This is a genomic window from Rhizobium anhuiense, from assembly GCF_003985145.1.
In the GTDB taxonomy this organism is placed as follows: domain Bacteria; phylum Pseudomonadota; class Alphaproteobacteria; order Rhizobiales; family Rhizobiaceae; genus Rhizobium; species Rhizobium anhuiense.
Map to the genome: position 1 here is coordinate 1,161,598 of NZ_ML133521.1, position 23,079 is coordinate 1,184,676.

Below are 23,079 nucleotides of genomic sequence, written 5' to 3' on the forward strand. Positions count from 1 at the left end.
GGCCAACGATATCGCTAGCCAGCTCTTCACTGGTCGTTTCGACGCCGACGGTTTCGACATGCCGGGGCAAAAATACCGGTCAGCTTCGCAGGCCGGGCGCCTCCTGGCCGGTGCGCGCCACATATTCGGTATAGCCGCCGCCATATTGATGGATGCCGTCGGGCGTCAGCTCCAGCACCCGGTTGGAGAGCGCGGCCAGGAAATGCCGGTCGTGCGATACGAACAGCATCGTGCCCTCATATTGCGACAGCGCCTTGATGAGCATTTCCTTGGTGTCGAGGTCGAGATGGTTGGTCGGTTCGTCGAGCACGAGCAGGTTCGGCGGGTCGAACAGCATCATCGCCATGACGAGGCGCGCCTTCTCACCACCTGACAGCACGCGGCACCGCTTCTCGACATCGTCGCCGGAGAAGCCGAAACACCCGGCCAGCGCGCGCAAGGGCCCCTGCCCCGCCTGAGGAAACCGGTCTTCCAGCGCTTGGAAGACGGTATGCTCGCCGTCGAGAATATCCATGGCGTGCTGGGCGAAATAGCCCATCTTGACGCTGGCGCCGAGAGCCACACTGCCTTGGTCAGGCTCGGCGGTGCCCGTCACCAGCTTCAGCAGCGTCGATTTGCCGGCGCCGTTGATGCCCATGATGCACCAACGTTCCCGCCGCCGCACCATGAAATCCAGCCCCTCATAGATGCTTCGACTGCCGTATTTCTTATGCACGTTCTTCAGGTTGACCACGTCCTCACCGGATCGCGGCGCCGGCTGGAACTCGAAAGAGACGGCCTGGCGGCGCTTGGGCGGCTCCACCCGGTCGATCTTCTCCAGCTTCTTGACGCGGCTCTGCACCTGCGAGGCATGCGAGGCGCGGGCCTTGAAGCGCTCGATGAACTTGATTTCCTTGGCGAGCATTGCCTGCTGGCGCTCGAACTGAGCCTGCTGCTGCTTCTCGTTCTGCGCCCGCTGCTGCTCGTAGAATTCATAATCGCCGGAATAGGCCGTCAACGTGCCGCCGTCGATCTCGATGATCTTGGTGACGATGCGGTTCATGAATTCGCGGTCATGCGAGGTCATCAGCAGCGCGCCCTCGTAACCTTTCAGGAACTCCTCCAGCCAGATCAGGCTTTCCAGATCCAGATGGTTGCTCGGCTCGTCGAGCAGCATGACGTCAGGACGCATCAGCAGGATGCGGGCGAGCGCCACGCGCATCTTCCAGCCGCCCGATAGCGCGCCGACATCGCCGTCCATCATCTCCTGGCTGAAGCTCAGGCCCGCAAGCACTTCGCGGGCGCGGCCCTCGAGCGCATAACCGTCCAGTTCCTCGTAGCGCGCCTGCACCTCGCCGTAGCGCTCGATGATCTCCTCCATATTGTCGGCCTGTTCGGGATCGGCCATGGCGGCTTCGAGCTCGCGCAATTCGCCGGCAACGATGCTGACGGGACCTGCGCCATTCATCACCTCGGCAACGGCGCTGTGGCCGGCCATCTCGCCGACATCCTGGTTAAAGTAGCCGATGGTGACGCCCCTCTCGACGGAGACCTGCCCCTCATCGGGCTGCTCCTCGCCGTTGATCATCCGGAAGACGGTCGTCTTGCCGGCGCCGTTCGGACCAACCAGGCCGATCTTCTCGCCTCGATTGAGGGCCGCGGACGCCTCGATGAAGAGGATACGGTGGCTGAGCTGCTTGCTGATATTTTCGATACGGATCATGATTTGCGCGGCGCCTGGAGAAGGAGATTTTGGCGCGCTTATGCCATGCAAGGAAACCGCAGGATAGCCCTGTTTCCTGTCCTCTCGATCAAGAGTACGACGCCGAAAAGCGAGAGCGGATTTCGGACGGCATCTTGCTCACCTTCTTTAATTTGGTACAGGATTGGATATTATCGGAACTCACGCCAACGGAGACCTGTGCCAATGAGCGTTCGTCCGCCGCAGTCCTTCCGACAATCCCAGCACGATAAAAGCGGCTTCAACGTCCTCGAATACGAGCTGATGTCGGAACGCGCGGATTCGCTCGGACGTCACGGGCTGAAGGTGGAGGCGACACTTGCCGCCCTGAAGGCCTGGGCTCCCGATCACCAGACCGCTGAGGAACGCGAGAGGCTTCTCAATGAAGCATCCGACGCCGTCTGGGCATTCTTCATCCAGCGTGAGATATGCGGGTTGCGGAACAACCGTGACGCTATTCAGCGCTACGGCATTCCGAATGAAGTGATCGCGAGATTAGGCGCGGTGCGGAAATAAGCACCGCGACGGCACTTCTATTGTCATCGTGGCTGCCGTCCCGCCTCTCTCTATGGGGTGGAAATACCCGGTGCGGAAGGGTATGGCTTGGTGCCGCACCAATGCGAAAGGGAGCCGCGATGCCAAGCTCAATCCGGATCGGGAATCAAGATCTCGCCGTCGAAGTCTCCTCGCTCGGCGCCGAGATGCAGGCGCTGACGACAAGCGACGGACGCTCGTGGTTATGGACCGGCGATGCGGCCTTCTGGACCGGGCGGTCGCCGATCCTGTTTCCGATCGTCGGCAAGGCGCCGGACGACAAGATAGCGATCGACGGCGCGGTCTATCCGATGTCCCAGCATGGCTTTGCCCGCCGCAGCGAATTTGCGCTTGCGGCATCCACCGCAACGATGTGCCGCTACGAACTCATCGCCTCGGAGGCGACGCGGGCGGTTTATCCCTTCGATTTTCAGCTGGCTCTGGTGCATGCGGTGGAGGGCCGGGCGTTGACGGTGACGACGGAGGTCACCAATCGCGATCAGAAGCCAATGCCGTTCGGCCTCGGGTTCCATTCGGCTTTCGCCTGGCCGCTGCCCGGTGCTGCCGGGCGCAACCATATCGTGACGCTCGACAATAAGGGGGAGCCGGGTCTTGTGCGGCTGGCGGGTGGCCTGATCAACCCTGCGCCTCTGCCCTCGCCGTTTGATGCCGGCCGGCTGGTGCTGGATCACGCGATGTTCGAGCAGGATGCGATGATCTTTCCGAGTGGGGCTGGCGAAGGCTTGAGTTATGGCGCCGAAGGCGGGCCGGCCATGCAGTTCCATTTCGAAAACCTGCCCAATCTCGCGCTCTGGACCAAGCCGGGTGCGCCTTTCCTCTGCATCGAGCCCTGGCATGGAACGGCCGCGGAAGCTGGAGCATCGCGCGAGCTTTCGGCGAGGCCGTCCACCACGATACTGGCGCCGGGCGCTGTGGCCCGCTTCGCCTTTACGGTCGAAATTCCGCAATAGTGAGAGCGCTCGCCGGGAAGGCGGGCGAGCGCTGTCGTTTCAGTGAGCGCCGGCGCCACCACCGGCACGCGGTTTTTGGGTGAGCAGCAGGGCGACGGCTGCGATGGCAAGAACCACGCCGATAACGGCGAAGGTATCGCTGAAACCCATGATCAGAGCCTGGCGTTTGACGACCTGACCCAGCGCCACGACGGCCTTCTGGGCTGCGACGGCATGGTCGGAGACGCCGTGCGACAGGAAGTAGCCTGTCATCTGGTCGAGGCGATTGCGGACTTCGTCGCGGCCGAGCGTCACCGACTGGCCGATGATGTTGGAATGGAACTGCTCGCGTTTGGTCAGCACCGTGCCGAGTGTCGCCGTGCCTACGGCGCCGCCGAGATTGCGCAGCATGTTGGTCAGGCCGGAAGCGGCGGCGGCATCTGCAGGTGCAATGCCGGCAGTGGTGATGGCGGTGATCGGGGTCAGCACCAGAGCCTGGCCGATGGCGCGGACAATGTTGGGGATCCAGAACTGATCGCCCGCGGTATCGGCCGAAAGCATGATGTTCATGAAGCAGCTGATCGCAAAGATCGAAATGCCGAGGAAGCCGATGTAGCGGGCATCGAAGCGCTTCATCATCATCGGCACGAGCGGGATCAACAGCAGCTGCGGCAGGCCGGTCCAGGCCAGCACGTTGCCGATCTGCTCGGCATTGTAGCGCTGCACCTGGCCGAGATATTGCGGCAGGATATAGACGGTGCCGAAAAGGGCGACGCCGACCAGCACGTTGACCGCAACGCCGATGCCGAAATTGCGCTGCTTCAGCAGGCTGAGCTTGACCAGCGGCTTCTTCACGGTGAGCTCGATCCAGATGAAGGCGACGAGGAAGACGACGGCGAGGATGCTGAGCTTGACGATAAAGGGCGAGGAGAACCAGTCCTCCTTGTTGCCTTCTTCAAGCACCGTCTGCAATGCCGACAAACCGATTGCCATCGTGACGATGCCCGGCCAATCGCCTTCCCTCAGCAGGCCGAGCTGCATCGGCTGCTTGTCGAGCGTCAGGGCAAGGGCGACTGCCATGATGGCACTCGGGATGGCGTTGATAAAGAAGATCGTCTGCCAGCCGTAATTTTCGGTGAGATAACCGCCGATGGTCGGGCCGATTGCCGGCGCGAAAGTGACCGAAAGCGCGAAGATCGCCAAGCCGAGCGGCTGCTGGTTCTTCGGCAGCTTGGTCAGCACCATGGTGAAGGCCATCGGGATCAGCACGCCGCCGGCAAAACCCTGCAGACCGCGCAGCAGGATCATCGTGCCGAGATCATGGGCGAAGGCGCAGGCGATCGAAAACAGCGGGAAGAGGATCGAATTCACCAGGATATAGCGGCGGAACGAGAAGACGTTGCTGAAATAGGCCGTCAGCGGAATGACGACGATCTCGCCGATCAGATAGGAGGTGGAAATCCAGGCGCCGTTGTCGACGCCTGTTCCGATCCCGCCCTCGATGTTGAGAAGCGAGGCATTGGTGATCTGAATGTTGAGGATCGCCATGAAGGCGCCGATCATGCCTGCGAGAACGGCGATCCAGTCCCGGGTGCTAGCCCCGGTCCTTTGTTGCGGAACGGCGATGGCTGTTGCTGTGATGGTGGACATGACACAAACTCCTCGCCGCTGGCCTAGCTGCGATCGTTCTTGGTATTGATATCAGGCTGAACGGACATGCCGGGGCGCAGATCGCCGTTTGCGGCGGCATCGCCGTCGAGCAGGATCTTCACCGGAATGCGCTGAACGACCTTGGTGAAGTTGCCGGTGGCGTTATCGGGCGGCAGCAGCGCGAATTCCTGGCCGCTTGCCGGAGCGAGGCTGTCGACATGGCCGTGATAGGTGCGGCCGGGGAACATATCGACCTCGATCTCGACCGGCTGACCGGCCCGGACGTCGGTCAACTGCGTTTCCTTGTAGTTGGCGATGACATAGGCAGCCGTCGTCGGCACGACCGACATCAGCTGAGTGCCGGCCTGGACATATTGTCCGACGCGCAGCGTCCGATTGCCGACGGTGCCGTCGACCGGGGCTGTTATCGTCGCATAGGAAAGGCTGAGCTCGGCCTGGCGCTGGACGGCCTGGCTGCGCGCAAGAGAGGCCCTCGCCTGGGCAAGCTCGGCATTGAGAAGATCGACCTGCTTGACGGCGGCATCGAGCGAGGCGCTGTCGCGCACGATGGTGGCCTGAGCGGCGGCGATCTGCGAGGCGGCCTGCTGGGCGGTCTGGACCGGGGCATAACCGCTGGTGGCAAGGTTCGAATAACGCTTGTTGTTCTGCTCGGCGAAGGTCTCGTTGGCGCGATCGACGTCGACGGTCGCGCGGGCCGCAGCGATCGTCGACTGCTGAATCTCGAGCGACGCCTGCTTGGCGCTGACGGTAGCTTCCGCGGCAGCGACATCGGCCTTGGCCTGATCGAGGGCCGCCTTGAAGTCGCGATCGTCGATGCGGGCAAGCGGCTGGCCTGCCTTGACGGTCTCGTTGTCCATGACGAGGACCTCGGCGAGATAGCCGGAAACCTTCGGGGCAATCGTGCTGTTGTCGGCCTTCACATAGGCATCGTCGGTCGAGATATGGAAGCGGCCGACCGTCCAGTAATCATGGCCGTAATAGGCGCCGGCGGCGATCAACACCAGTGCGGTGGCGCCAAGTAGCAGCGAGCGGCCGCCGCGCTTGCGGGCGGGCTTTTCCTCGGCAATCGGAGCGGCGGCTTCGGCGATGCGCGGCCGCTGGCCCGCGTCCAGGCTGGCCGGGGCGGCTTCGGCGACGGTTTCGGGAGCAGCGTTGTTGTTGAGGGCATGCAGCGTCTTGATGGTCATTGTCTTTCTCCGGATGACGGTCGCCGTCTCTTGGGCTGCGGCCTCTGAAGTCAGGTGGAATCCTAATTAGGAAACTTGATATTTTCCAAAATATGCTCTATAAAATCGATGTCAACAAGAATTTGGAAAATTGCGATGGTCCAAAATCAACAAATCGAGAAGAGGCCGCGCGGCAGGCCGCAGATACGCTGTGACGACGACACCAAGGGTCTGATCATCAAGGCAGCAAACACCCAGTTTCACGAGAATGGCTACGCGGCGGCAAGCATCGCCACGATCGCCCAGGAGGCTGGTGTTTCCACAAAGACCCTCTACCGGCTGTTTCCGACCAAGGCCGATCTCTTCGCCAGCATGATCTCCGAGCGTATCGTCGGTTTCCTGCTTGCGCTCGATCCCGCAACGCTCGCCACTGCAGACCTGAGGGACGGGCTGGAGCGCATGCTGATGGCCTATGGCATGCTGTCGCTCTCGAACGAGACGGTCACCATCATGCGCCTCGTGATCGGCGAATCGGACCGCTTTCCGGAGATCGCCACGTCCTTCTACGAACAGGCGATCCTGCGCACCAATGAGCTGATGGAGGACTGGCTGCGCCGCCAGGTCGAGCGCGGCCTCATTGCGCTCGACGATCCGCATTTGGCCTGCGGCATGCTGCGCGGCATGATGGCCATGGAGCCGCAGCGTGCGGCGATCCTGCGCCAGGAACCGCCGCCCAAGATCGAGGCGATCCAGGCGCGGGCAAAGATGTGCGCCGATCTTTTCTTGAAGGGTTGCGCGCTCTGAAGCGTCCTTCGGGCTTCAGAGCGCGATAATTTCCGCCGAAGGGCGCTGCGCGAACAGGGGACGCCCTCAGTTCGGCGGGGCGCCCAGCGCATGCAGGATGCCGCGCAGCTCGGCAAGGCCGCGCATGCGGCCGATGGCGGGGTAGCCTGGTGTGACGACCTTGTCGAGATCGTCGAGCATGCGGTGGCCATGGTCCGAGCGGAAGACAATGGTGTCCTGCGCGCTGCGGCGGCGGTCTTCCGCCACCAGTTCCCGGAGGACCGCGACCATATCGACGTCGCCTTCCAAATGCGCGCTTTCATGGAACGTCCGGCCGTCGCCTTCGCGCGTCGTGGCGCGCAGATGGGCAAAATGAATGCGCGAAGCAAAACGCCGGGCGATCGCCGGCAGATCGTTTTCGGCGCGCACGCCGAGACTGCCGGTGCAATAACACATGCCGTTCGCCGCCGATGGCACCGCATCGAAAAGAGCGGCATAATCATCGGCCGTCGAGGCGATGCGCGGCAGGCCGAACAGCGAACGCGGCGGATCATCGGGATGCAGCGTCAGCTTGACACCGCGCGCTTCGGCAGCCGGCGTCACCGCCTCCAGGAATTCGATCAGGTGCCGGCGCAGCCTGGCGGCATCGATACCGCTATAGGCGACCAGCTTTTCGCGGAAGGCCGGAATGGTCAGAGGTTCGGTGGTCGAGCCAGGCAGAGCCGAGGCGATGATACGGGTGATGTCGGCGATCTCGTCGTCCCTCATCGCCTCGAAGACGATACGCGCCCGTTCGCGGTCCTCCGCGGAATAGTGCTGCGCCGCATCCGGCCGTTCCAGAATGAAGAGATCGAAGGCCGCGAAGCGCTCGTGGTCGAAGCGCATGGCGGTGGCACCCGTCGGCGTCACGAAATCGAGTTCGGTGCGGGTCCAGTCCACCACCGGCATGAAATTATAGCAGACAATCGGAATGCCGCAGGCGGCCACCGCTTCGAGGCTGGCGATCCACGCCTCGATTTCGGCTTTGGCCTCCCCGCCCTTGCGTTTGACCGCGTCGGGGATCGGGATGCTTTCGACGACCGACCAGACGAGCGGCGAACGGTCGCCAGGCGTCGTCTCGATCAGAGACTGGCGCTCGCGCACTTCCGTTTCCGTCCAGGCCCTGCCGATCGGCACCTGATGCAGCGAAGAGACAATATTCGTCGCACCCGTCTGTCGGACGTCATCCAGCGTCACCGGCGCTTCCGGTCCGAACCATCTCCAACCCTGTCGCATCCTTCTTCCTTCCCTCGCCTTTTCGTTTCATGTTGGCCTGCCGTCAGCAGAAATAATCGGGGTAACGTGCGCGCAGTTCGTCGACATCGGGAATGACGGCGCTCAGGTGATGGGTCATCGCGCTGCGTGCCGCCACCGCATCATGGGCGGCGAGCGCATCGCGGATGATCATATGTTCGTGCACCACATTGTCCATGCGCCCGAGAACCGGCAGCGTCAGCCGTCGTGCTCGGTCGAGCTGCACCTTGACCGTTTTCAGGGTCGCCCAGATGCCGGGATAACCGGAGATCTGTGCGATTGCCTCGTGAAAGGCCTCATCGTCCTCATGGAAATTCGAGGCATTGCCGGCCGCAGCATGGGTCTGCTGCCGCGCGATGATGGCGTCGAGACGGGCAATGTCTGCGGCGGTGGCGGTAAGGGCCGCGGTCTCGACAGTCGCGCCTTCGAGCGCCTTGCGTACGACGACCGCCTCGGGGATCGCCGAAACCGGCACCCGCGACACGACGGTGCTCGACTGCGGATAGATATCGACCAGTCCGCCTTCGGAAAGCCGGAGCAGCGCCTCACGGACCGGCGTGCGGCTGACGCCGAAATCATCGGCGATCCGCTTTTCCTGCAGCAGCATGCCGGGCGGCATTCGCAATGACACGATGTCGGCATGCAGGCGCTCGTAGATTGCGCCGGCCGCGGTGATACGGCGCAATCTGCCGGCAACCTCTTGCGGGGCCGGGACGACCAAAACTTCGGTTTCTGATGCCTGCCGCATAACGATACCGGGACGCTGAACCTATCTGGCATACTAGTATATTAGTTTTATCCCCATGCCAAGACTCACTGCGGTCGAGTGACGGCATGAACCTGACGAAATCAGAAGCAAACTTTGTTTGGAACTTAGGTCGGTCGAGTTGGTTGAGAAATCCAAGGAGGCGCTCATGAAAAACCCAGCACGACGCAAGATACGCGAAAGCGCGACCGACGGTGACCGGCCGGAAGTTCCGTCCGCGACGAAAACAAGCGGACGGAAGATGGCTCGGCGAGCCGCAACCGATATCAACAAGCAGAGCGTCGCGTCGCCGGCAGCCACCCGCGAGGAGGAGATCCGAAAAAGGGCCCATTCTCTGTGGGAGAAGGAAGGAAGGCCGGACGGCAAACATCAGCATCACTGGAGCCTGGCTGAACATGAACTCGATGCACAGCAGGGCGAGGCTGACAATCCTCCAAGCCTTGCAGCATTGCGAGAGGCCTCACGCGAACATACGGATGCATTCCTCGTCAAGACGGATCTCGAAGACGCGGATCAACGCGAAGCCTCCCCCGGCACACGCGAGCAGGATTGAATTTTCTGCTTCGCGCCACTCTCAGGAAAGGTCCTCGACATGGCCGACAAACAGAACTTGAACGCCGGATTCACCGGCACGCCCACCGAGCAGCCGGAGGGATTGACCAAGGTCGCGAAGTCGGCCGCCAACGAGGTGAAGCGCGAGGTCTATGCCGTCGCCTCCGGCGCGAGGGATCACCCGCAAGCAGCAAGCGCATTGTTGCTCGCCACCGGCATGCTGGCATTCGGCCTCGGTTACCTCCTCGGTCGATCATCGGCGGAAAGTTCGACTCGCGCATACTGGCGATAATAACGGACAGGTCGATGAAGCACATGCATTGGCTCTTCAGCTAGCCCACTCGGCTGTCCACAACGGCTTTCCGACCGTGGGAACAACACCGGCGTTCGCGGCTGAGCGTCTGGCAGCCGGACGAGCTGCCGGATGTCTCAGGCGGCCGTAGTGGTTTCGGCACCGGTGAACGCGAGATCCGAGACCTCGCCCGTTGATGAATAGCCAGAGACGAGCTCCGCCAACATCGACCGCGCTGCGGTCATATCGTTCCGATCCAAGACGACATTGAGTGAGGTGAGCTTTTTCGAAAGCTCCGGCCAGAAGAGGAAATCCTCGCGCGCCTTCATGATCCGGGGATGTTCGGTCGTTTCTGGATTATCCCCGATCAACAGTTCTTCATAGAGTTTCTCGCCGGGCCTGAGGCCGGTGACGGAAAGCTCGATGTCCCCTTCGGCATTGTCCTCGTCGCGAACCGTCAGCCCGGAAAGCTCCACCATCTTGCGGGCGAGATCTGCGATGCGAACGGGCTCACCCATGTCGAGCAGGAAAACATCTCCGCCCTCGGCCATCGCGCCAGCCTGGATAACGAGTTGCGAGGCTTCCGAAATGGTCATGAAATAGCGGGTTATATCAGGGTGTGTCAGCGTCACGGGACCGCCTTCCTTGATCTGCTGCCTGAAAAGCGGCACGACCGAACCGGAGGAGCCAAGGACGTTTCCGAAACGCACCATGGAGAAATTCGTTTGCAGTCTGTCAGTCGTCGACTCTGCTGCGAGCGCCTGCAGAACCATCTCCGCCAGCCGCTTGCTGGCGCCCATCACATTTGTCGGACGCACGGCCTTGTCGGTGCTGATCAGCACGAAATTCGAGACGCCGTTCTTGTTCGCCGCGCGTGCCGTGACCAGCGTCCCCATGACGTTGTTCTTGATGCCTTCCACGGCATTATGTTCGACAAGAGGCACATGCTTGTAGGCGGCGGCATGATAAAGCGTCTGAGGTCGCCAGCTCTGCATGATATGCTCGATGCGATCCTGATCACGGACGGAACAGAGAATCGGGACAATCTGCAGATTTTCATGCTTGTACAGTTCGGCCAGCTTCTGCAGCTCGGCATGGATATTATAAAGCGCAAACTCATTCTGATCGACGAGGATCAGGCTGGAAGGGCTATTACGCAAAATCTGACGGCATAATTCGCCGCCGATCGAGCCGCCAGCACCCGTGACCATCACAACCTTGTTGCGCATCGCCTTGTCGAGCAAGGCCTGCCGCGGCGCAACCGCTTCTCTTCCGAGCAGATCTTCGATCTCCAGTTCACGGATGTCGGAGACGGCGATACGCCCCTGAGCCAGGGCCGTAAGATCCGGCAATGTGCGAACGTTCACCCTGGCTGTGCGAATATGCTCCAGGATTTCGTTGCGGCGCTGCCGCGATGCCGATGGAAGAGCAAGAAGCACATTGTGCACGCCAAGCGTTTCGGCGATCACCGGAAGATCCGAGGGATCGTAGATCGGCAGGCCGCCCATGATACCGCCCTTGAGGCGCGGATCATCGTCGAGATAGCCGACAACATTGAGTTCGGCACTGTTCGTCAGGGCACCCGCCAGCTGCCGCCCGGCACTCCCTGCCCCGTAGATCAGCACCTTGGCGACCGTATTCTTGTTAAGGATGCGCTGGTAGGCATCCCCGAGCCAGTAACGGATACCCAACCTCGACAGGCCGATCCCGATCAGCAGCAGGAAGGGCTGGAGAATGCCGACGGTTCTCGGAACGCCCGGGACGCTGAGCGCCGTAAATATCGTCATGAAGGCGACGCCGTAGATGGCAATGGCCTTCAGAACCGCGATGAAAGCCGCCAGGCCGGCATAACGGAAGATCGCCCGATACATGCCCATGACGATGAAGATCGGAAGTGCCATGCACAACGAAACAAAGACCGGCAACCACTGCACGCCGGTCAGCACCGTCCATTCGTTCAGGCGGAAGCAATAGGCGAGCCAGATCGTCAGAATGCAAAAGCAGGAATCCACCAGCAAAGCCAGTGCGCGTTTGGCAACACGCGGCATCGCCAGGAGAGGAGCGACGAGCGCTTGCATCGGCAGTAACAACCATCCTGAGCGCGGCGTCCCAGCGGGGGTATTTTCAGGCATTGCTTACCAGCGTCTCGCAGATCAATCAGACAACCACCTTCTTGTCACTTTCTCCAACGAGCGCAACTGAAATAATCGGAAATCAAGGCCTTCTGCACCGCTAGTCTATCAGAAGTAGGTAACTTAATGCCTGATACCCTTGCGGCGAATGACCTTCTCGGCGGTCAAGAACAGGATGCGCATATCGAAGCCGAATGAGCGCCGCTCGAGATATTCGACATCGAATTTCACCTTCTCCGGGATCGGCAATTCGTCGCGCCCGTTGATCTGCGCCCAACCCGTCAATCCAGGCAGGAGCTTGTCGACACCGTGCGCCGTGCGCAACTCCATCAGATCATATTGGTTGTAGAGCGCCGGCCGCGGACCGACGAAGCTCATCTTCCCCTCGAGAATGCACCAAAGCTGCGGCAGTTCGTCGAGGCTGGATTTGCGCAGAAACGAGCCGATGGGTGTCAGAAACCGATCCGGATTGTCGAGCAGATGCGTGGCAACCGTCGGCGTGTCGACACGCATGCTCCGGAATTTCGGCATCAGGAAGATCTGGTTGAAACGACCGATCCGTTTTGACCAGTAGAGAACCGGTCCTGGCGAGGTTAAGCGAACACAAAGAGCGACGATCAGGATCGGAACGAGCAGGACCACCGATGCAAGCAAAGCCAGGAAAAAATCCACCGCCCGTTTCAAACCCATGCTCCGCAGCTCTTCCGCCCCACCGACGACCATCCGCCATTTGCGATTTCGCCCTGCCGTATCGTCAAAAAGCGTTTCGCGTCAACTGCGGGACGCAGTGTTTCCGCAGTTTGTGGCGGCGGGCAGTTGGGCGATTGCCCGCATAGGTGCGGTCAATTCGGCTCTGCTAATCATCGGTGGCCAGATGGTCAGGCGGCGCGAAGGCGGCGGCACGCAATAGCCAAGCGCCATGCCGCGATTCCGGTGCCATTGCTGCGGCAATTTCATCGGCCGGTCGCAAGTCACGGGGACGGATGGACGGCGGGAAGGCCTCCCGGCCGCATTTGCTCTTTCACTCAGCCCTTAATCGCCCGGCCACATTCATAAGCGTCCTGTCGGCGCTCCTTGCGCCTAACAAGGAAAGCGAAACTTTCCCCAGGTAACCGGCAATTGGAAAAGCCAGTTGCGGACAGCCGCTAAGGCCCGAAAGACACAGAAGCTCGATGCAGGCGGAACGGAATCTAGCGAAGCTTTCTGCGCCGGCATCGCGCGCTGGCGGGCTCATGGCCAAGGTCGGAAGAGCGACAATCACATTTTCGCACAGCAATCGGTCGATCTCCGCGGAAAAGAGCTTGGCGATCGCACGTGCCTCACGCACCTCCTCGTCATCCAGACGAGATCCTGACAGAAGGCGCGCAGCAATATCGGGAGCAATTGCTTCAGGGCTCCGCTCGAAGAGTGTTTTGTTGCTGTCCCAGGCTTCCCTTTGCAGGATGGTGATGAACGCCGAAGCAAGGTCGGCGAGGCTGAACGAGGAGATCGCATCTATCCTGCGGACAGGTATGGCCGCCGATCGAAGGCCGGCGATCATCTCGTCGGCAACCGCGTCGTCGATGGTTGCGAAGATATCCGCGGAAATGAGGATAGATGATGGTCGGTCATCTGCCGCGGGCATGCCGACGGCGCTCATCACCGCAGCCATTGGTTCCAGGCTTCTCGTCATGAAACCCGGCACGTCAAAGCTTGGCGCCAGCGGACGCAGTGCCTGGTTGTCGAGGCTTCCATGTGTCGGGCGCCAGCCGATGAGGCCGTTGACGGCGGCCGGCAGCCGGATGGAGCCGGACGTGTCTGTTCCAAGCCCGATATCCGCAAGGCCCGCGGCAACCGCGACGGCCGAGCCGGACGACGACCCGCCGGGGATGAGATTGGGATCGCGCGGATTGATCGGCATACCGAAATGGATGTTGCCGCCGATCAGGGAATAGGCGAGCTCATCCGTATTGGTTTTGCCGACGAAGCAGGCGCCGGCATCGAGCAGCGTCCGGACCAGAGGCGCCGTCGATGTCTTGATGCCGGAGGCAGCAAGTACCGTGGCGTTGCCGGCCGCTGTGGGATAGCCGGCAACGTCGAAAAGGTCTTTGACCGCCAGTCGAAGGCCGGAAAGCGGGCCGATGGACGCGTGCCCGACATCTGCATCCGGATAGGGTATAAAAGCGCTCCATGGGTCTCGCACTTGCGCCGGCCCCTAGATCTTCAGATGTTGCAGGACACGGGCGCGGCTCTCCGGACCATTGAGGCTTTCGTCTTCGATCGCCCCGAGTTTGAGAATGGCCCAGCGGTCCGCCACCGAAAGGGCAAAATCCAGATTCTGTTCGACCAGCAGGATGGTCGTGCCGCGCTTTTCGCGGTCGTCCCTCAATGCCTTGGCGATGTTCTGAACAACGGAGGGCTGCAGACCTTCGGAGATTTCGTCGATCAGCAGCAGTTTCGGACGCAGCATCAGCGCCCGCGCGAGGATCAGCATTTTCTGCTCCCCGCCCGACAGCGTGCCGGCTTTCTGTGCCAGCCGATCCCTCAGGAACGGGAAATAGGCGTAGACCCGCTCCAGGGCAGATGCCAGATCCCGATCGCCTTTGAGCGCGAGGCGCAGATTGTCGCGGATGGAGAGGTCCTGAAACAACGGCAATTCCTGAGGGGCGTAGCCGATGCCGGAAGCGATCAACTCGGCGGGCTTCCTGTCGGTGATGGCAGCGCCATCGACCTCGATCTTGCCCTTGCCGACGCGCAGGAAGCCAAGGATTGTCTTCAGCAGCGTCGTTTTGCCCATGCCGTTCTTGCCCATGAGGGCGAAGATTTCGCCGGGCCGGATGGCAAGCGACACGCCATTGACGACATCCACCGCGCCATATCCGCTCGATACGCCGCTGAGTTTGAGTTTGAACGCGTCAGCCATGGGCGCCTCCTGCGTAGATGGTGCGAACCGTTTCGGAATTGACCACGTCATTCACCGTGCCGTCGAGAACGAGCTTGCCCTGGTGGAGAACCACGATGCGACTCGATATGTCGCGCACGAAATCCAGATCGTGTTCGACCAGGATGGCGGCGAAACCCATCTCGTCCGTCAGTTTCTTGAGGATGGCTCCGATGGTCATGCGCTCGGTCTTGGTAAGACCCGCCGTCGGTTCGTCGAGAAGAATGATGCGTGGTTCTAGAGCGACGACCATCGCCAGTTCGAGAGCCTGCCTTTGACCATGCGACAGCAGCAAGACCGGCTTGTCCAACATGTCGGCCATGCCGGTGAGCGTCAGGATCTCAGCTGCAGCGGCCGGCAGCATGATCTCGGCGAGCGATCGCATCGGACTGGGTGTCTCGCGGCTGAAACGCGCCATCTTGAGGCATTCGCCGATGGTCATGCTGTCGAAGATGCTGGCAACCTGGAATTTGCGGCCGACGCCGAGAGCGACGATCCGTTCCGGTGCATGACCGGCGATATTCGTGCCGATGATATCCACTTGACCTTCGATCTGCTGGGTACCGTCCGACAGGCAACGCATCAGCGTGGTCTTGCCGGCGCCATTGGGGCCAACCAGGCTGACGAGTTCTCCGGCGCCGATTTCAAGGTCGATGCCCTTGAGGACGGAGAGGCTGCCATAGGACTTGCCGAGACCGCGGATCGACAGAAGGCTTTTGCCTGCCAACGGACCGTCCTCGGCGACGATGCGCGTCGGCAAGGACTTCAGAGTGCTGCTGGAGTTGGCCGACTGCAGGAATCGCGTCACCAGGGAAGCGAGGCCGCCCGGCAAAAGGATGATCATGGCGACGAAGAGCGCACCGATGATCAATTGCCACAGGAAGGGCAGATCGCCCGAAAGGCTGGCGCTCAGATAGTCGATGCCGATTGCGCCGAACAAGGGTCCGATGATCGTTCCCCGGCCACCGAGCGCCGTCCAGACGACGAGTTCGGTTCCGAATACGAAGCCGGTATTCTCGGGTGCGGCGACACCGGATGCGTTGGCATAAAGGAAGCCGGCCAGGCCGCATACGCCAGCCAGAACGGCCGTCAGGACGATCTTCAGCCGAGCGGGGTTCATGCCGAGATAGGCGATGCGGGCTTCGTTGTCGCGAATTGCAACCAGCAGACGGCCGGCGTCCGACCGGACGAAGACGATGGCAAGAACGGCCAAGACCAGCAGGCACGCGCCCGACAGGCGAAAATAGCCGGGAAGCCCGAGCGGGAGGGTTTCGTAACCGACAAGGCCGCTCGACGAACCGGTCCAGGTGCCGCCGGAAAAGATGAGTTGGGTGACGACGATCGGCACCACGAGCGAGATCACGGTGGCATAGAGCGGTGTCGATCCGTGATAGAACGACAGCCAGCCGACGGCGAAGCCAAGCACGAGCGGAACGAACACGGCGGCGACAAGGGCGACGACGAAAAGCGCCGGGCTTGCGCCGATATGGGTGAGAACCATGGCGGTGGCATAGGCGCCCACGCCAAAGAATGCCGCCTGCCCGAAGGTGAGAACGCCCGTATAGCCCCAGAGCAAGTCGACGGTAATCGCCAGCATGGCGTAGATCATCGAACGCGTCAGCACGTTAAGGCTGAAGCGGCCGAGAAACATCGGTCCGATGACGATCAGCAGGAGAGCCGCGAGCGCCAGCGTCAGAAGAAGGACAAGCCGGAGTTTTTGTCTATTAGGCACGGGCAAATCCCTTCGGACGTATGCGCAGTGTGATCGCGCAGAGGACGGCCACGGTGATGCCGCCGAGGATTGGGCTGAAATAGGTGCTGACGAGCACTTGGGCGGCCCCGAAGATGAGGCAGGCGGCAGCAAGCGCAGTGAAAGAAGAGCCTGCGACCATCACCAGCATGAAGGCGCCCGTCAGCCAGGCGACGCCCATATTGGGATCGACGCTGGTCAGCGGCGCGAGCAGCACGCCGGCAAGGGCCGCAAGGCCGGTGCCGATCATGAAGGTCGCGAGCCGCACCTTTTCGGTATCGATACCGAGCCCGCGCGCCAGGGTTTCGTTCATGATGACTGCCCGGGCGGAGAGACCAAGCCTTGTCCCATCGAGCAGCAAGGTGAAGCCGAGACCCAGACAGATGGCGGCGACAATGGCGAAAAGACGGTAGGCCGAGTAGCCGGTGCCAAAGAGATCGAAGGTGCCCGGCAGCAGCGCCGGCGTGAACTGCACGTCGCGGCCAAACCACAGCGTGATCAGCTGGCCGATGACGATGCCAAGGCCCCAGGTTGCAAGAATGGCGTCGAGCGGGCGGCGATAGAGAGGCCGTACGATGAACCGTTCGGCAACACCGCCGAGGATCGCGCCGACCAGAAACGCAAAGGGGATGGCAAGCCATGGATTGAGACCGAACCCGCTGACGACAACAGCGCAGTAAGCCCCGATGGTCAGCCATGCGCCATGCGCGAAATTGATGATCTTCAGCACGCCGAAGATCGCAAGCAGCCCGGCGGCAACGATGAAGAGAATGGCCGCAGTGCTGACGATATCGAGAAAGAGCGTCATTTCTAGAACTCCGATGCTGGAGGCGGGGCGCCCTGCCCCGCCACGCTGGTTTCAGAGATTCGGGCACTGATCGCCGGGATCGACGTCCTTGAAGCTATCGACGACTGCAACGCTGCCGTCGTCCTTGACCTGGCCAAGATACATCGTCAGCGGCGCGTGGTGCTGCTTGTTCATGGAGATCTTGCCGCGCGGACCGGTGAAGGAGACGTCAGGAAGGGCTTTGAGCACGTCCGCCGTATCCGTGTTGCCAGCCTTTTCGACGGCTGCCTTGTAAAGGTAGATCGCTTCATATTGCGGCACGGAGAGATCGTTCGGCGTGCGCAGTTCCTTGCCGAACTTCTTGTCCATGGCCGAGAGGAAAGCCTTGTTTTCCGGGCTGTCGATGCCGGTGACGTAGGAGGCCGAAAGGAAGATGTCCTTGGCATCCGCGCCCATGCTCTTGGCGGTGCCTTCGTCGACCGCGAGATTGCCGTAAGGCAGGGTGACGCCAGACGAACGCAACTGCTTGGTCAAGGTCACGTTCGGTGCGCCGCCGGCCGTCGAGGTGATGATCGCATCGGCGCCGGAGGAGCGGACCTTGGAGATGATGGCCGTCCAATCGCTGCCGTCGATCGGCAGATATTCCTCGCCGACGATCTGAGCACCGGCTTTTTCGATATAGCCCTTGGCGAAGGTCAGCATGCCGCGTCCGAAGGCATAGTCCGAACCGATCAGGAAGAACTTCTTTGCGCCCTGTTTGCTGATGAAATTGTCGACGACAGGCGGCACCTGCTGTTCTGGAACCCAGGCATCGACGAAAAGATTGGCGTTGCAGGATTTGCCTTCGTAGAAGGACGTGTAGATGTATGGCACCTCACCCTTGGAAACGATCGGCAGGCCGGCATTGCGCGCAGCACTCGTCTCCATGGAGATGATGACGTTCACCTCCTTCTGGAAAACCAGGGAATCGAAGGCCTTCTGCGCGCCGGCCGCCCCTGATGCATCGTCGGCGATCTCAAGCTCCAATGGCCGCCCGAGCACGCCGCCTTTGGCATTGATTTCTTCGACGGCGAGCTCCGCAGCTTGGACGACGGACGGCGCAACCACGCTGTTTGCGCCTGAAAGCCCGACCGGCACGCCGATCTTGATCGGATCCTCGGCGAAGGCTGCGTTGGCGAATGCCGCAGATGCCAGTGTCAGGATTATGGTTTTCATTTGCATTTTGTTCCCCTTTCTTGAGTGGATTGACATTACCCGTAGACATCGGCTCGGCGGTCGCCGAGCAGATGATTGAAGCTGTTGAGCGTGCGGGTTTCCGTCACGCTCGACAGATCGATTTGCGCAAGGAGGATTTCCTCGCGATCGGCACTGGCCGGACCAGAGATCGGCCAACCCTGCGGGCCGACGATCAGGCTGCGGCCGATGAAGGACTGGCCGCGCTCGATGCCGATCCGGTCGGCGCAGGCGATGTAAAGGCCATTGGTGTGGGCGGCCGCCTTATGGAGGATATTGGCCATCGGCTCGGGAACGCCTTCGGCACCGGCCATCGGGACCCAGTTGGTGGGCACGCAGACCAGCTCGGCGCCGGCCAGGGCCAACTGACGAAACGTTTCCGGAAACCAGCCATCGTAGCAGATGGCAATGCCGATACGGCCAAAAGGCAGGTCGAATATCGGCAGTCCGAGATCGCCTTTTCTGAAAAGACGGTTTTCGTTGTTCCACAGATGGAGCTTGCGGTATTTGCCGATATATCCCTCGGGGCCGCAAAGAAGAGCACTGTTGTAAAACCGGTCGCCATCCTGCTCGGCAATGCCGCTGACGATGTAAAGGCCAAACTCCTCGGCAAGGCGGCGGAGCGTCTCGGCACTCGGGCCGCCGGGTACCGGGCCGGCCAATGCGGCAACCTCGTCGCCGTCACGGAAGTTGTAGCCGCTATCGGCCAGTTCCGGCAGAACGACGATCTCCGCGCCTTGGGTCTTCGCCGCCTTCGCCAGCCGCTCGATAGCCGCGAGATTACCGGCGCGATCACCGATGATCGGTTCGAACTGGACGGTTGCGACGGTTACCGTCCGTGCGGTTGAGGTCTTGACACTCAATCTTGTCTCCAAACGCAAAAAACCTCTGGCACGGAATTCAATCCGTGAACCAGAGGCTACATAGCCATGATGTGAATGCGGCAGCCCTGCCGCTGAGCAAACCTGCTCGTTGTCTTTAGGCTTGCACGAAAGAATGTGACCGTCAAGCCGCTTCAGCAGGCATTTTCAGCGACGCAAGCGTTAGCAACTTAAGGTTGAGTTTTTGCGCCAATGGAAAGTCCGAGGCTTTTCATGGTGTCTTGCGCGGCAATGATGGATTCGGCGATCGTCGCCATCGGAACGCGCTTTGACGTCGCCTGATCGCGCAAGAGCTTATAGGCCGCGGCCTCGTCGAGACCATTCATGGCCCGCAGCGCTGAAACGGCTTTTTCGACCAACCGGCGACTTTTCAAGGTTTCCTCGAGTTTCTGCACCTTGCCGGCGAGCCGCTTTTCGTAGCTCTGCCGATAGCGTGCAAGCGCAAATTGCGTCAGGATGCCGAGCGGCCGCAACGGTTTGCTGATAACGCCGTGGGCGTTGAGATCGATAATCGCCTGGAGGGCTGTCGGGCTCTCATAGGTCACGATGGCGATGATCGCCGTCTGCTGGAGGTCGATGATCTCAAGCGCGTGCTCGACATGCACATCCTCGACATGCAGGAAGACGGTATCCACGTCGGGAGGCAAGGCTGGCGGAAGCGGCCAGGTGGCCCGGACCTCGCAACCAAGGCGCTTGAGGTGAGCGATCAGCACGTTGCCGTCCTCGTCACGCGGATGGACAACCAGAACGCGTGCGCGCCGCAGATCCTGAACGATCCTACTCGGTCCCGCCATCTCAGGCCTCCAGCCAGACGTCTTCGAACCGCGACGCCGTCAGATACGGGTCCGGCCGGATCGGGCCAGGCGCCTGCCAGGCGATGTCGAAGAGCCCATCGGCGCGCGCCACGCCGATGCGGGGATGCAACCAGAGGTGACGAGTATCGGCGTCGAAGTTGATCCGGCCCTCTGGAGCAAGATAATCCTCCAGAAGGATTTCTTCGGAAATACGATGGGTCTCGAGCGAGCCGGCCCGGGCAAGTGCGCGGGCGAAAAGGTGAACCTGCGCATAGGCCGGTTGCGACCAGACGCTCGTGGTGAAGTCCTGGCCGAAACGGGCCTTGAATGCCCCCACGAAGCGCTCGTTCGCCTCGTTCTCGACCGTCTGGAAATAGGTCGCCGAAAGAATATGGCCGGTGCAGGCGTCGGCTCCGATCTCGCGAATTTCACTCTCGGCCATGGTCAGGCTGGCAATCGGAACCCGCGTCCGATCGATTCCGGCCTCGGCATACATGCGGTAGAAACACTGTGCCGGCCGGCCGATGATCGTCGAGAAGATGGCATCGGGCTTGAGACGGACGATATCGGAAATAACCGAACGCAAGGTCTGTTCGTCGGCATGAAGAGGAAGATATCGCTCGCTGACGACTTCACCGCCCTTTGCCTCTACCACATCCCGCATGACCCGATTGGATTCGCGCGGATAAATATAATCCGCGCCGACGAAGTAGATCCGGCGTCCATGGTGGCGCAGAAGGTATTCCGCAAGCGCGAAGGTGTTCTGATTGAGGGTGGCGCCGGTATACACCACATTCTCCGAATATTCGAAACCTTCATACATCGACGGATAAAACAGCAGTCCGTTGTGCCGTTCGACGATCGGCAGCACCGCCTTTCGGCTGGCCGACATCGAGGCACCGAAAATGATGTTGACGTCGTCATCGGCCAGCAGGCGCCGGGCCAGATTGCGATAGGCGGTTTGGTCCCCGCCCGGATCATAGGCGATCGGAACGATGGGCTTGCCAAGCACGCCCCCCGCCGCATTGACTTCCTCGATCGCAAGTGCGGTGCCAAGAAAGTGCTCGGTTTCCGTAATTTCGCTAATTCCGCTTCTGGAAAACAGCACTCCCACCCGCCATTCGGAGCTTGTCATCTTTGCCTTTTCCGACGTGTTGGAGGTTCGAAAGCGGTGAATGCCTCAGTTCCGCGCTTTCGACTTCCATACCCTTAGTGCTTTTTCATGGGATCCTGCAAGCGGGTGCGATGCAGGTCGCTGTCACAGCAGACGGAGACGGGAACTATCGGCCATGAACCGTTGCGGGCATCACATTGTCGGGGATCGGACATGTATAGGCTTTGCCGCTGGTCTTTTCTCGCCACTCGTCCGTCGCGGCTGCCAGGAGGTCGGGTGACGACATCAATGCGAGCCCCGTTGTCGCAAGCGTCTTGGCCGCATGTGCCATAGCCTTGTGCGCGGCCGGGCTTTTTCCCTGCGCGACGACCTGCCAGGTATGGGGATTGGTGCCGATCGCCCAGGCTGGCGCCCAGCATTGCGCGGTCGGCGTCACCCAGCTGACGTCGCCGACATCGGTCGATCCGGCCCGGAAATGCGATTGTCCTTCGAAATCGCGCAGACCGGTGTGCAAGGGCGTCGAGCCATCGACCTTGGCATTGGAGAACACATCGCCCTTGATCTGATAGAGGCGGATGCTGCTCCTGATTGCTTCCTCAGTGAAGGTAGCCTGGATTTTCCTGGCGAAGGCGATGTCGGCCTCGTCGAAGGCTATCGGCCCGAGCGCGACCATGTTCTCGTGCATCGCCGTTTCCAGCGTGATGTTGGGAAGAAGGTTGGTCGAGGCGGTGTCGAACACGATCTCGACTTCGGTTTCGGTCATCATCGCCGCACCTCGTGCAACTTTCTCGACGCGCCCGGCAAGCTCAAGCGCCTGCGGCATGTCGGGCGCCCTGATCAGATAGAGAACCTCGGCGCTAGCCTGCACGACATTGGCCGCCCTGCCGCCGGTGTCGGTGATCGCGTAGTGAACGCGGCAATCGTGCGGCATGTGTTCGCGCAGGAAATTGACGCCGACATTCATGAGTTCGACCGCATCGAGCGCCGAACGGCCGAGATGGGCGCTGTTGGCGGCATGTGCCGCGACACCCCTGAAGCGATAGTAATATTCGAGAACGGCAAGATTGTTCGTCGAGCGAACACCGTTGAACGGAGCCGGATGCCAGGTCAGGGCGGCATCGACATCATCGAATGCGCCGGCACGAACCATGAAGGTCTTGCCGGAACCGCCCTCCTCTCCCGGGCAGCCGTAATAGCGCACCGTGCCGGGCAGATTGTCCGCCTTGAGGTGGCGGGCAAGTGCAACCGCCGCCATCAACGACCCGACACCAAGCAGATTATGCCCGCAGCCGTGACCGGTTGCTCCCGCCGCCTGGGGATGCGGCTCGGCCACGTCGGCGGTCTGGCTCATTCCGGCCAGGGCATCGAATTCGCCGAGGAAAGCAATCACCGGCTTGCCGCTGCCGGATTCGCCGATGAAGGCCGTTTCCATGCCTGCGACGCCGCGGCGCACGGCAAAGCCGTTTTCCTCGAGTGCCCTGGCCAGCAATTGCGACGAGCGCCGCTCCTCGAACTTCAGCTCCGCGAAATCCCAGATACCGTCGCTGAGGGTGATATAATCCGGTTTCATCTTTTCGATCGTCGCGGCAATGGAGCTGATCGCGTCAAGATTCATGGCATTTCCTCGCTGTCTGTCCTGCCGCCACAGGGATGTGTTTCACCGGACCCGGCAGGGCTGCCTGCCGGCTCTCCTGTTCACTGTCGAAACGGGATCGCGGCGCCCGACCCACCGGGCGCGGCC

The 23,079-nt window shown here is 61.2% G+C and carries 21 protein-coding genes and 1 pseudogene; 6 read left to right on the forward strand and 16 right to left on the reverse strand.

Annotated features, from left to right (window positions below):
• Positions 1-79: 79 nt before the first annotated feature.
• Positions 80-1,702 carry an ABC-F family ATP-binding cassette domain-containing protein gene (locus EEQ99_RS05635; protein WP_127430110.1) on the reverse strand — a complete coding sequence of 541 codons (1,623 nt, stop codon included), beginning with the start codon at positions 1,700-1,702 and terminating at the stop codon, positions 80-82.
• 204 nt (positions 1,703-1,906) lie between these two features.
• On the opposite strand from EEQ99_RS05635, the gene EEQ99_RS05645 reads away from it, so the two are divergent.
• Both EEQ99_RS05645 and EEQ99_RS05650 read left to right on the forward strand, forming a co-directional pair.
• Positions 1,907-2,236: a DUF6665 family protein gene (locus tag EEQ99_RS05645; RefSeq protein ID WP_049813404.1), complete on the forward strand. Its 330-nt coding sequence runs from the start codon at positions 1,907-1,909 to the stop codon at positions 2,234-2,236.
• A 119-nt stretch (positions 2,237-2,355) separates the two neighbouring features.
• On the forward strand, positions 2,356-3,225 hold the full coding sequence (locus EEQ99_RS05650) for an aldose 1-epimerase family protein (RefSeq protein ID WP_097630930.1): 870 nt from the start codon (positions 2,356-2,358) through the stop codon (positions 3,223-3,225).
• Between the two features lie 39 nt (positions 3,226-3,264).
• Here EEQ99_RS05650 and EEQ99_RS05655 read toward each other — a convergent pair whose 3' ends face one another.
• The gene (locus EEQ99_RS05655; RefSeq protein WP_127430112.1) at positions 3,265-4,854 is read right to left on the reverse strand and encodes a DHA2 family efflux MFS transporter permease subunit; all 1,590 of its coding nucleotides are present in this window, start codon (positions 4,852-4,854) and stop codon (positions 3,265-3,267) included.
• A 23-nt stretch (positions 4,855-4,877) separates the two neighbouring features.
• Entirely contained in the window at positions 4,878-6,062 is a 1,185-nt protein-coding gene (locus EEQ99_RS05660; protein WP_097544679.1) for an HlyD family secretion protein, read from the reverse strand.
• A gap of 135 nt (positions 6,063-6,197) precedes the next feature.
• Here EEQ99_RS05660 and EEQ99_RS05665 point away from each other — a divergent pair, with 135 nt between their 5' ends.
• Complete coding sequence (locus EEQ99_RS05665; RefSeq protein ID WP_127430113.1) at positions 6,198-6,845, forward strand: TetR/AcrR family transcriptional regulator; 648 nt, start codon at positions 6,198-6,200, stop codon at positions 6,843-6,845.
• A 66-nt stretch (positions 6,846-6,911) separates the two neighbouring features.
• Here EEQ99_RS05665 and uxuA read toward each other — a convergent pair whose 3' ends face one another.
• Complete coding sequence (uxuA, locus tag EEQ99_RS05670; protein WP_127430114.1) at positions 6,912-8,099, reverse strand: mannonate dehydratase; 1,188 nt, start codon at positions 8,097-8,099, stop codon at positions 6,912-6,914.
• A gap of 43 nt (positions 8,100-8,142) precedes the next feature.
• On the reverse strand, positions 8,143-8,865 hold the full coding sequence (locus tag EEQ99_RS05675; RefSeq protein ID WP_028756500.1) for a GntR family transcriptional regulator: 723 nt from the start codon (positions 8,863-8,865) through the stop codon (positions 8,143-8,145).
• Between the two features lie 166 nt (positions 8,866-9,031).
• On the opposite strand from EEQ99_RS05675, the gene EEQ99_RS05680 reads away from it, so the two are divergent.
• On the forward strand, positions 9,032-9,436 hold the full coding sequence (locus tag EEQ99_RS05680) for a DUF2934 domain-containing protein (RefSeq protein ID WP_028756499.1): 405 nt from the start codon (positions 9,032-9,034) through the stop codon (positions 9,434-9,436).
• Positions 9,437-9,475: 39 nt separating this feature from the next.
• Positions 9,476-9,727 carry a hypothetical protein gene (locus tag EEQ99_RS05685; protein WP_028756498.1) on the forward strand — a complete coding sequence of 84 codons (252 nt, stop codon included), beginning with the start codon at positions 9,476-9,478 and terminating at the stop codon, positions 9,725-9,727.
• Positions 9,728-9,864: 137 nt separating this feature from the next.
• Here the strand turns inward: EEQ99_RS05685 and EEQ99_RS05690 are convergent, their stop codons facing one another.
• Both EEQ99_RS05690 and EEQ99_RS05695 read right to left on the reverse strand, forming a co-directional pair.
• Positions 9,865-11,859 (reverse strand): polysaccharide biosynthesis protein, encoded by a 1,995-nt coding sequence (locus tag EEQ99_RS05690; RefSeq protein WP_028756497.1) that lies wholly within the window; start codon positions 11,857-11,859, stop codon positions 9,865-9,867.
• Between the two features lie 123 nt (positions 11,860-11,982).
• Entirely contained in the window at positions 11,983-12,549 is a 567-nt protein-coding gene (locus tag EEQ99_RS05695) for a sugar transferase (protein WP_028756496.1), read from the reverse strand.
• Between the two features lie 109 nt (positions 12,550-12,658).
• Between EEQ99_RS05695 and EEQ99_RS05700 the strand changes: the two are divergent.
• Positions 12,659-12,739 (forward strand): annotated as a pseudogene (locus tag EEQ99_RS05700) (DMT family transporter); the annotation flags it as partial.
• A 141-nt stretch (positions 12,740-12,880) separates the two neighbouring features.
• Here the strand turns inward: EEQ99_RS05700 and EEQ99_RS05705 are convergent.
• The 9 genes from EEQ99_RS05705 to EEQ99_RS05745 form a co-directional block, all read right to left on the reverse strand.
• Positions 12,881-14,041, reverse strand: a complete 1,161-nt coding sequence (locus EEQ99_RS05705; RefSeq protein WP_097630924.1) for an amidase family protein — start codon at positions 14,039-14,041, stop codon at positions 12,881-12,883.
• A gap of 12 nt (positions 14,042-14,053) precedes the next feature.
• Positions 14,054-14,761, reverse strand: a complete 708-nt coding sequence (locus tag EEQ99_RS05710) for an ABC transporter ATP-binding protein (RefSeq protein WP_097630923.1) — start codon at positions 14,759-14,761, stop codon at positions 14,054-14,056.
• Complete coding sequence (locus EEQ99_RS05715; protein ID WP_244604760.1) at positions 14,754-16,511, reverse strand: branched-chain amino acid ABC transporter ATP-binding protein/permease; 1,758 nt, start codon at positions 16,509-16,511, stop codon at positions 14,754-14,756. Before EEQ99_RS05715 ends, EEQ99_RS05710 begins: the two co-directional genes overlap by 8 nt.
• Positions 16,504-17,337, reverse strand: coding sequence for a branched-chain amino acid ABC transporter permease (locus EEQ99_RS05720; protein WP_028756474.1), 834 nt, complete (start codon positions 17,335-17,337; stop codon positions 16,504-16,506). Before EEQ99_RS05720 ends, EEQ99_RS05715 begins: the two co-directional genes overlap by 8 nt.
• A gap of 51 nt (positions 17,338-17,388) precedes the next feature.
• Positions 17,389-18,537, reverse strand: a complete 1,149-nt coding sequence (locus tag EEQ99_RS05725) for a substrate-binding protein (RefSeq protein WP_097630922.1) — start codon at positions 18,535-18,537, stop codon at positions 17,389-17,391.
• Positions 18,538-18,566: 29 nt separating this feature from the next.
• Positions 18,567-19,412 (reverse strand): nitrilase family protein, encoded by an 846-nt coding sequence (locus EEQ99_RS05730; RefSeq protein WP_097630921.1) that lies wholly within the window; start codon positions 19,410-19,412, stop codon positions 18,567-18,569.
• Positions 19,413-19,600: 188 nt separating this feature from the next.
• Positions 19,601-20,224: an ANTAR domain-containing response regulator gene (locus EEQ99_RS05735; RefSeq protein ID WP_028756477.1), complete on the reverse strand. Its 624-nt coding sequence runs from the start codon at positions 20,222-20,224 to the stop codon at positions 19,601-19,603.
• A gap of 1 nt (position 20,225) precedes the next feature.
• Entirely contained in the window at positions 20,226-21,359 is a 1,134-nt protein-coding gene (locus tag EEQ99_RS05740) for a transporter substrate-binding domain-containing protein (protein WP_097630920.1), read from the reverse strand.
• A gap of 145 nt (positions 21,360-21,504) precedes the next feature.
• Positions 21,505-22,953 carry a M20 family metallopeptidase gene (locus EEQ99_RS05745; RefSeq protein WP_127430116.1) on the reverse strand — a complete coding sequence of 483 codons (1,449 nt, stop codon included), beginning with the start codon at positions 22,951-22,953 and terminating at the stop codon, positions 21,505-21,507.
• Positions 22,954-23,079 lie beyond the last annotated feature (126 nt).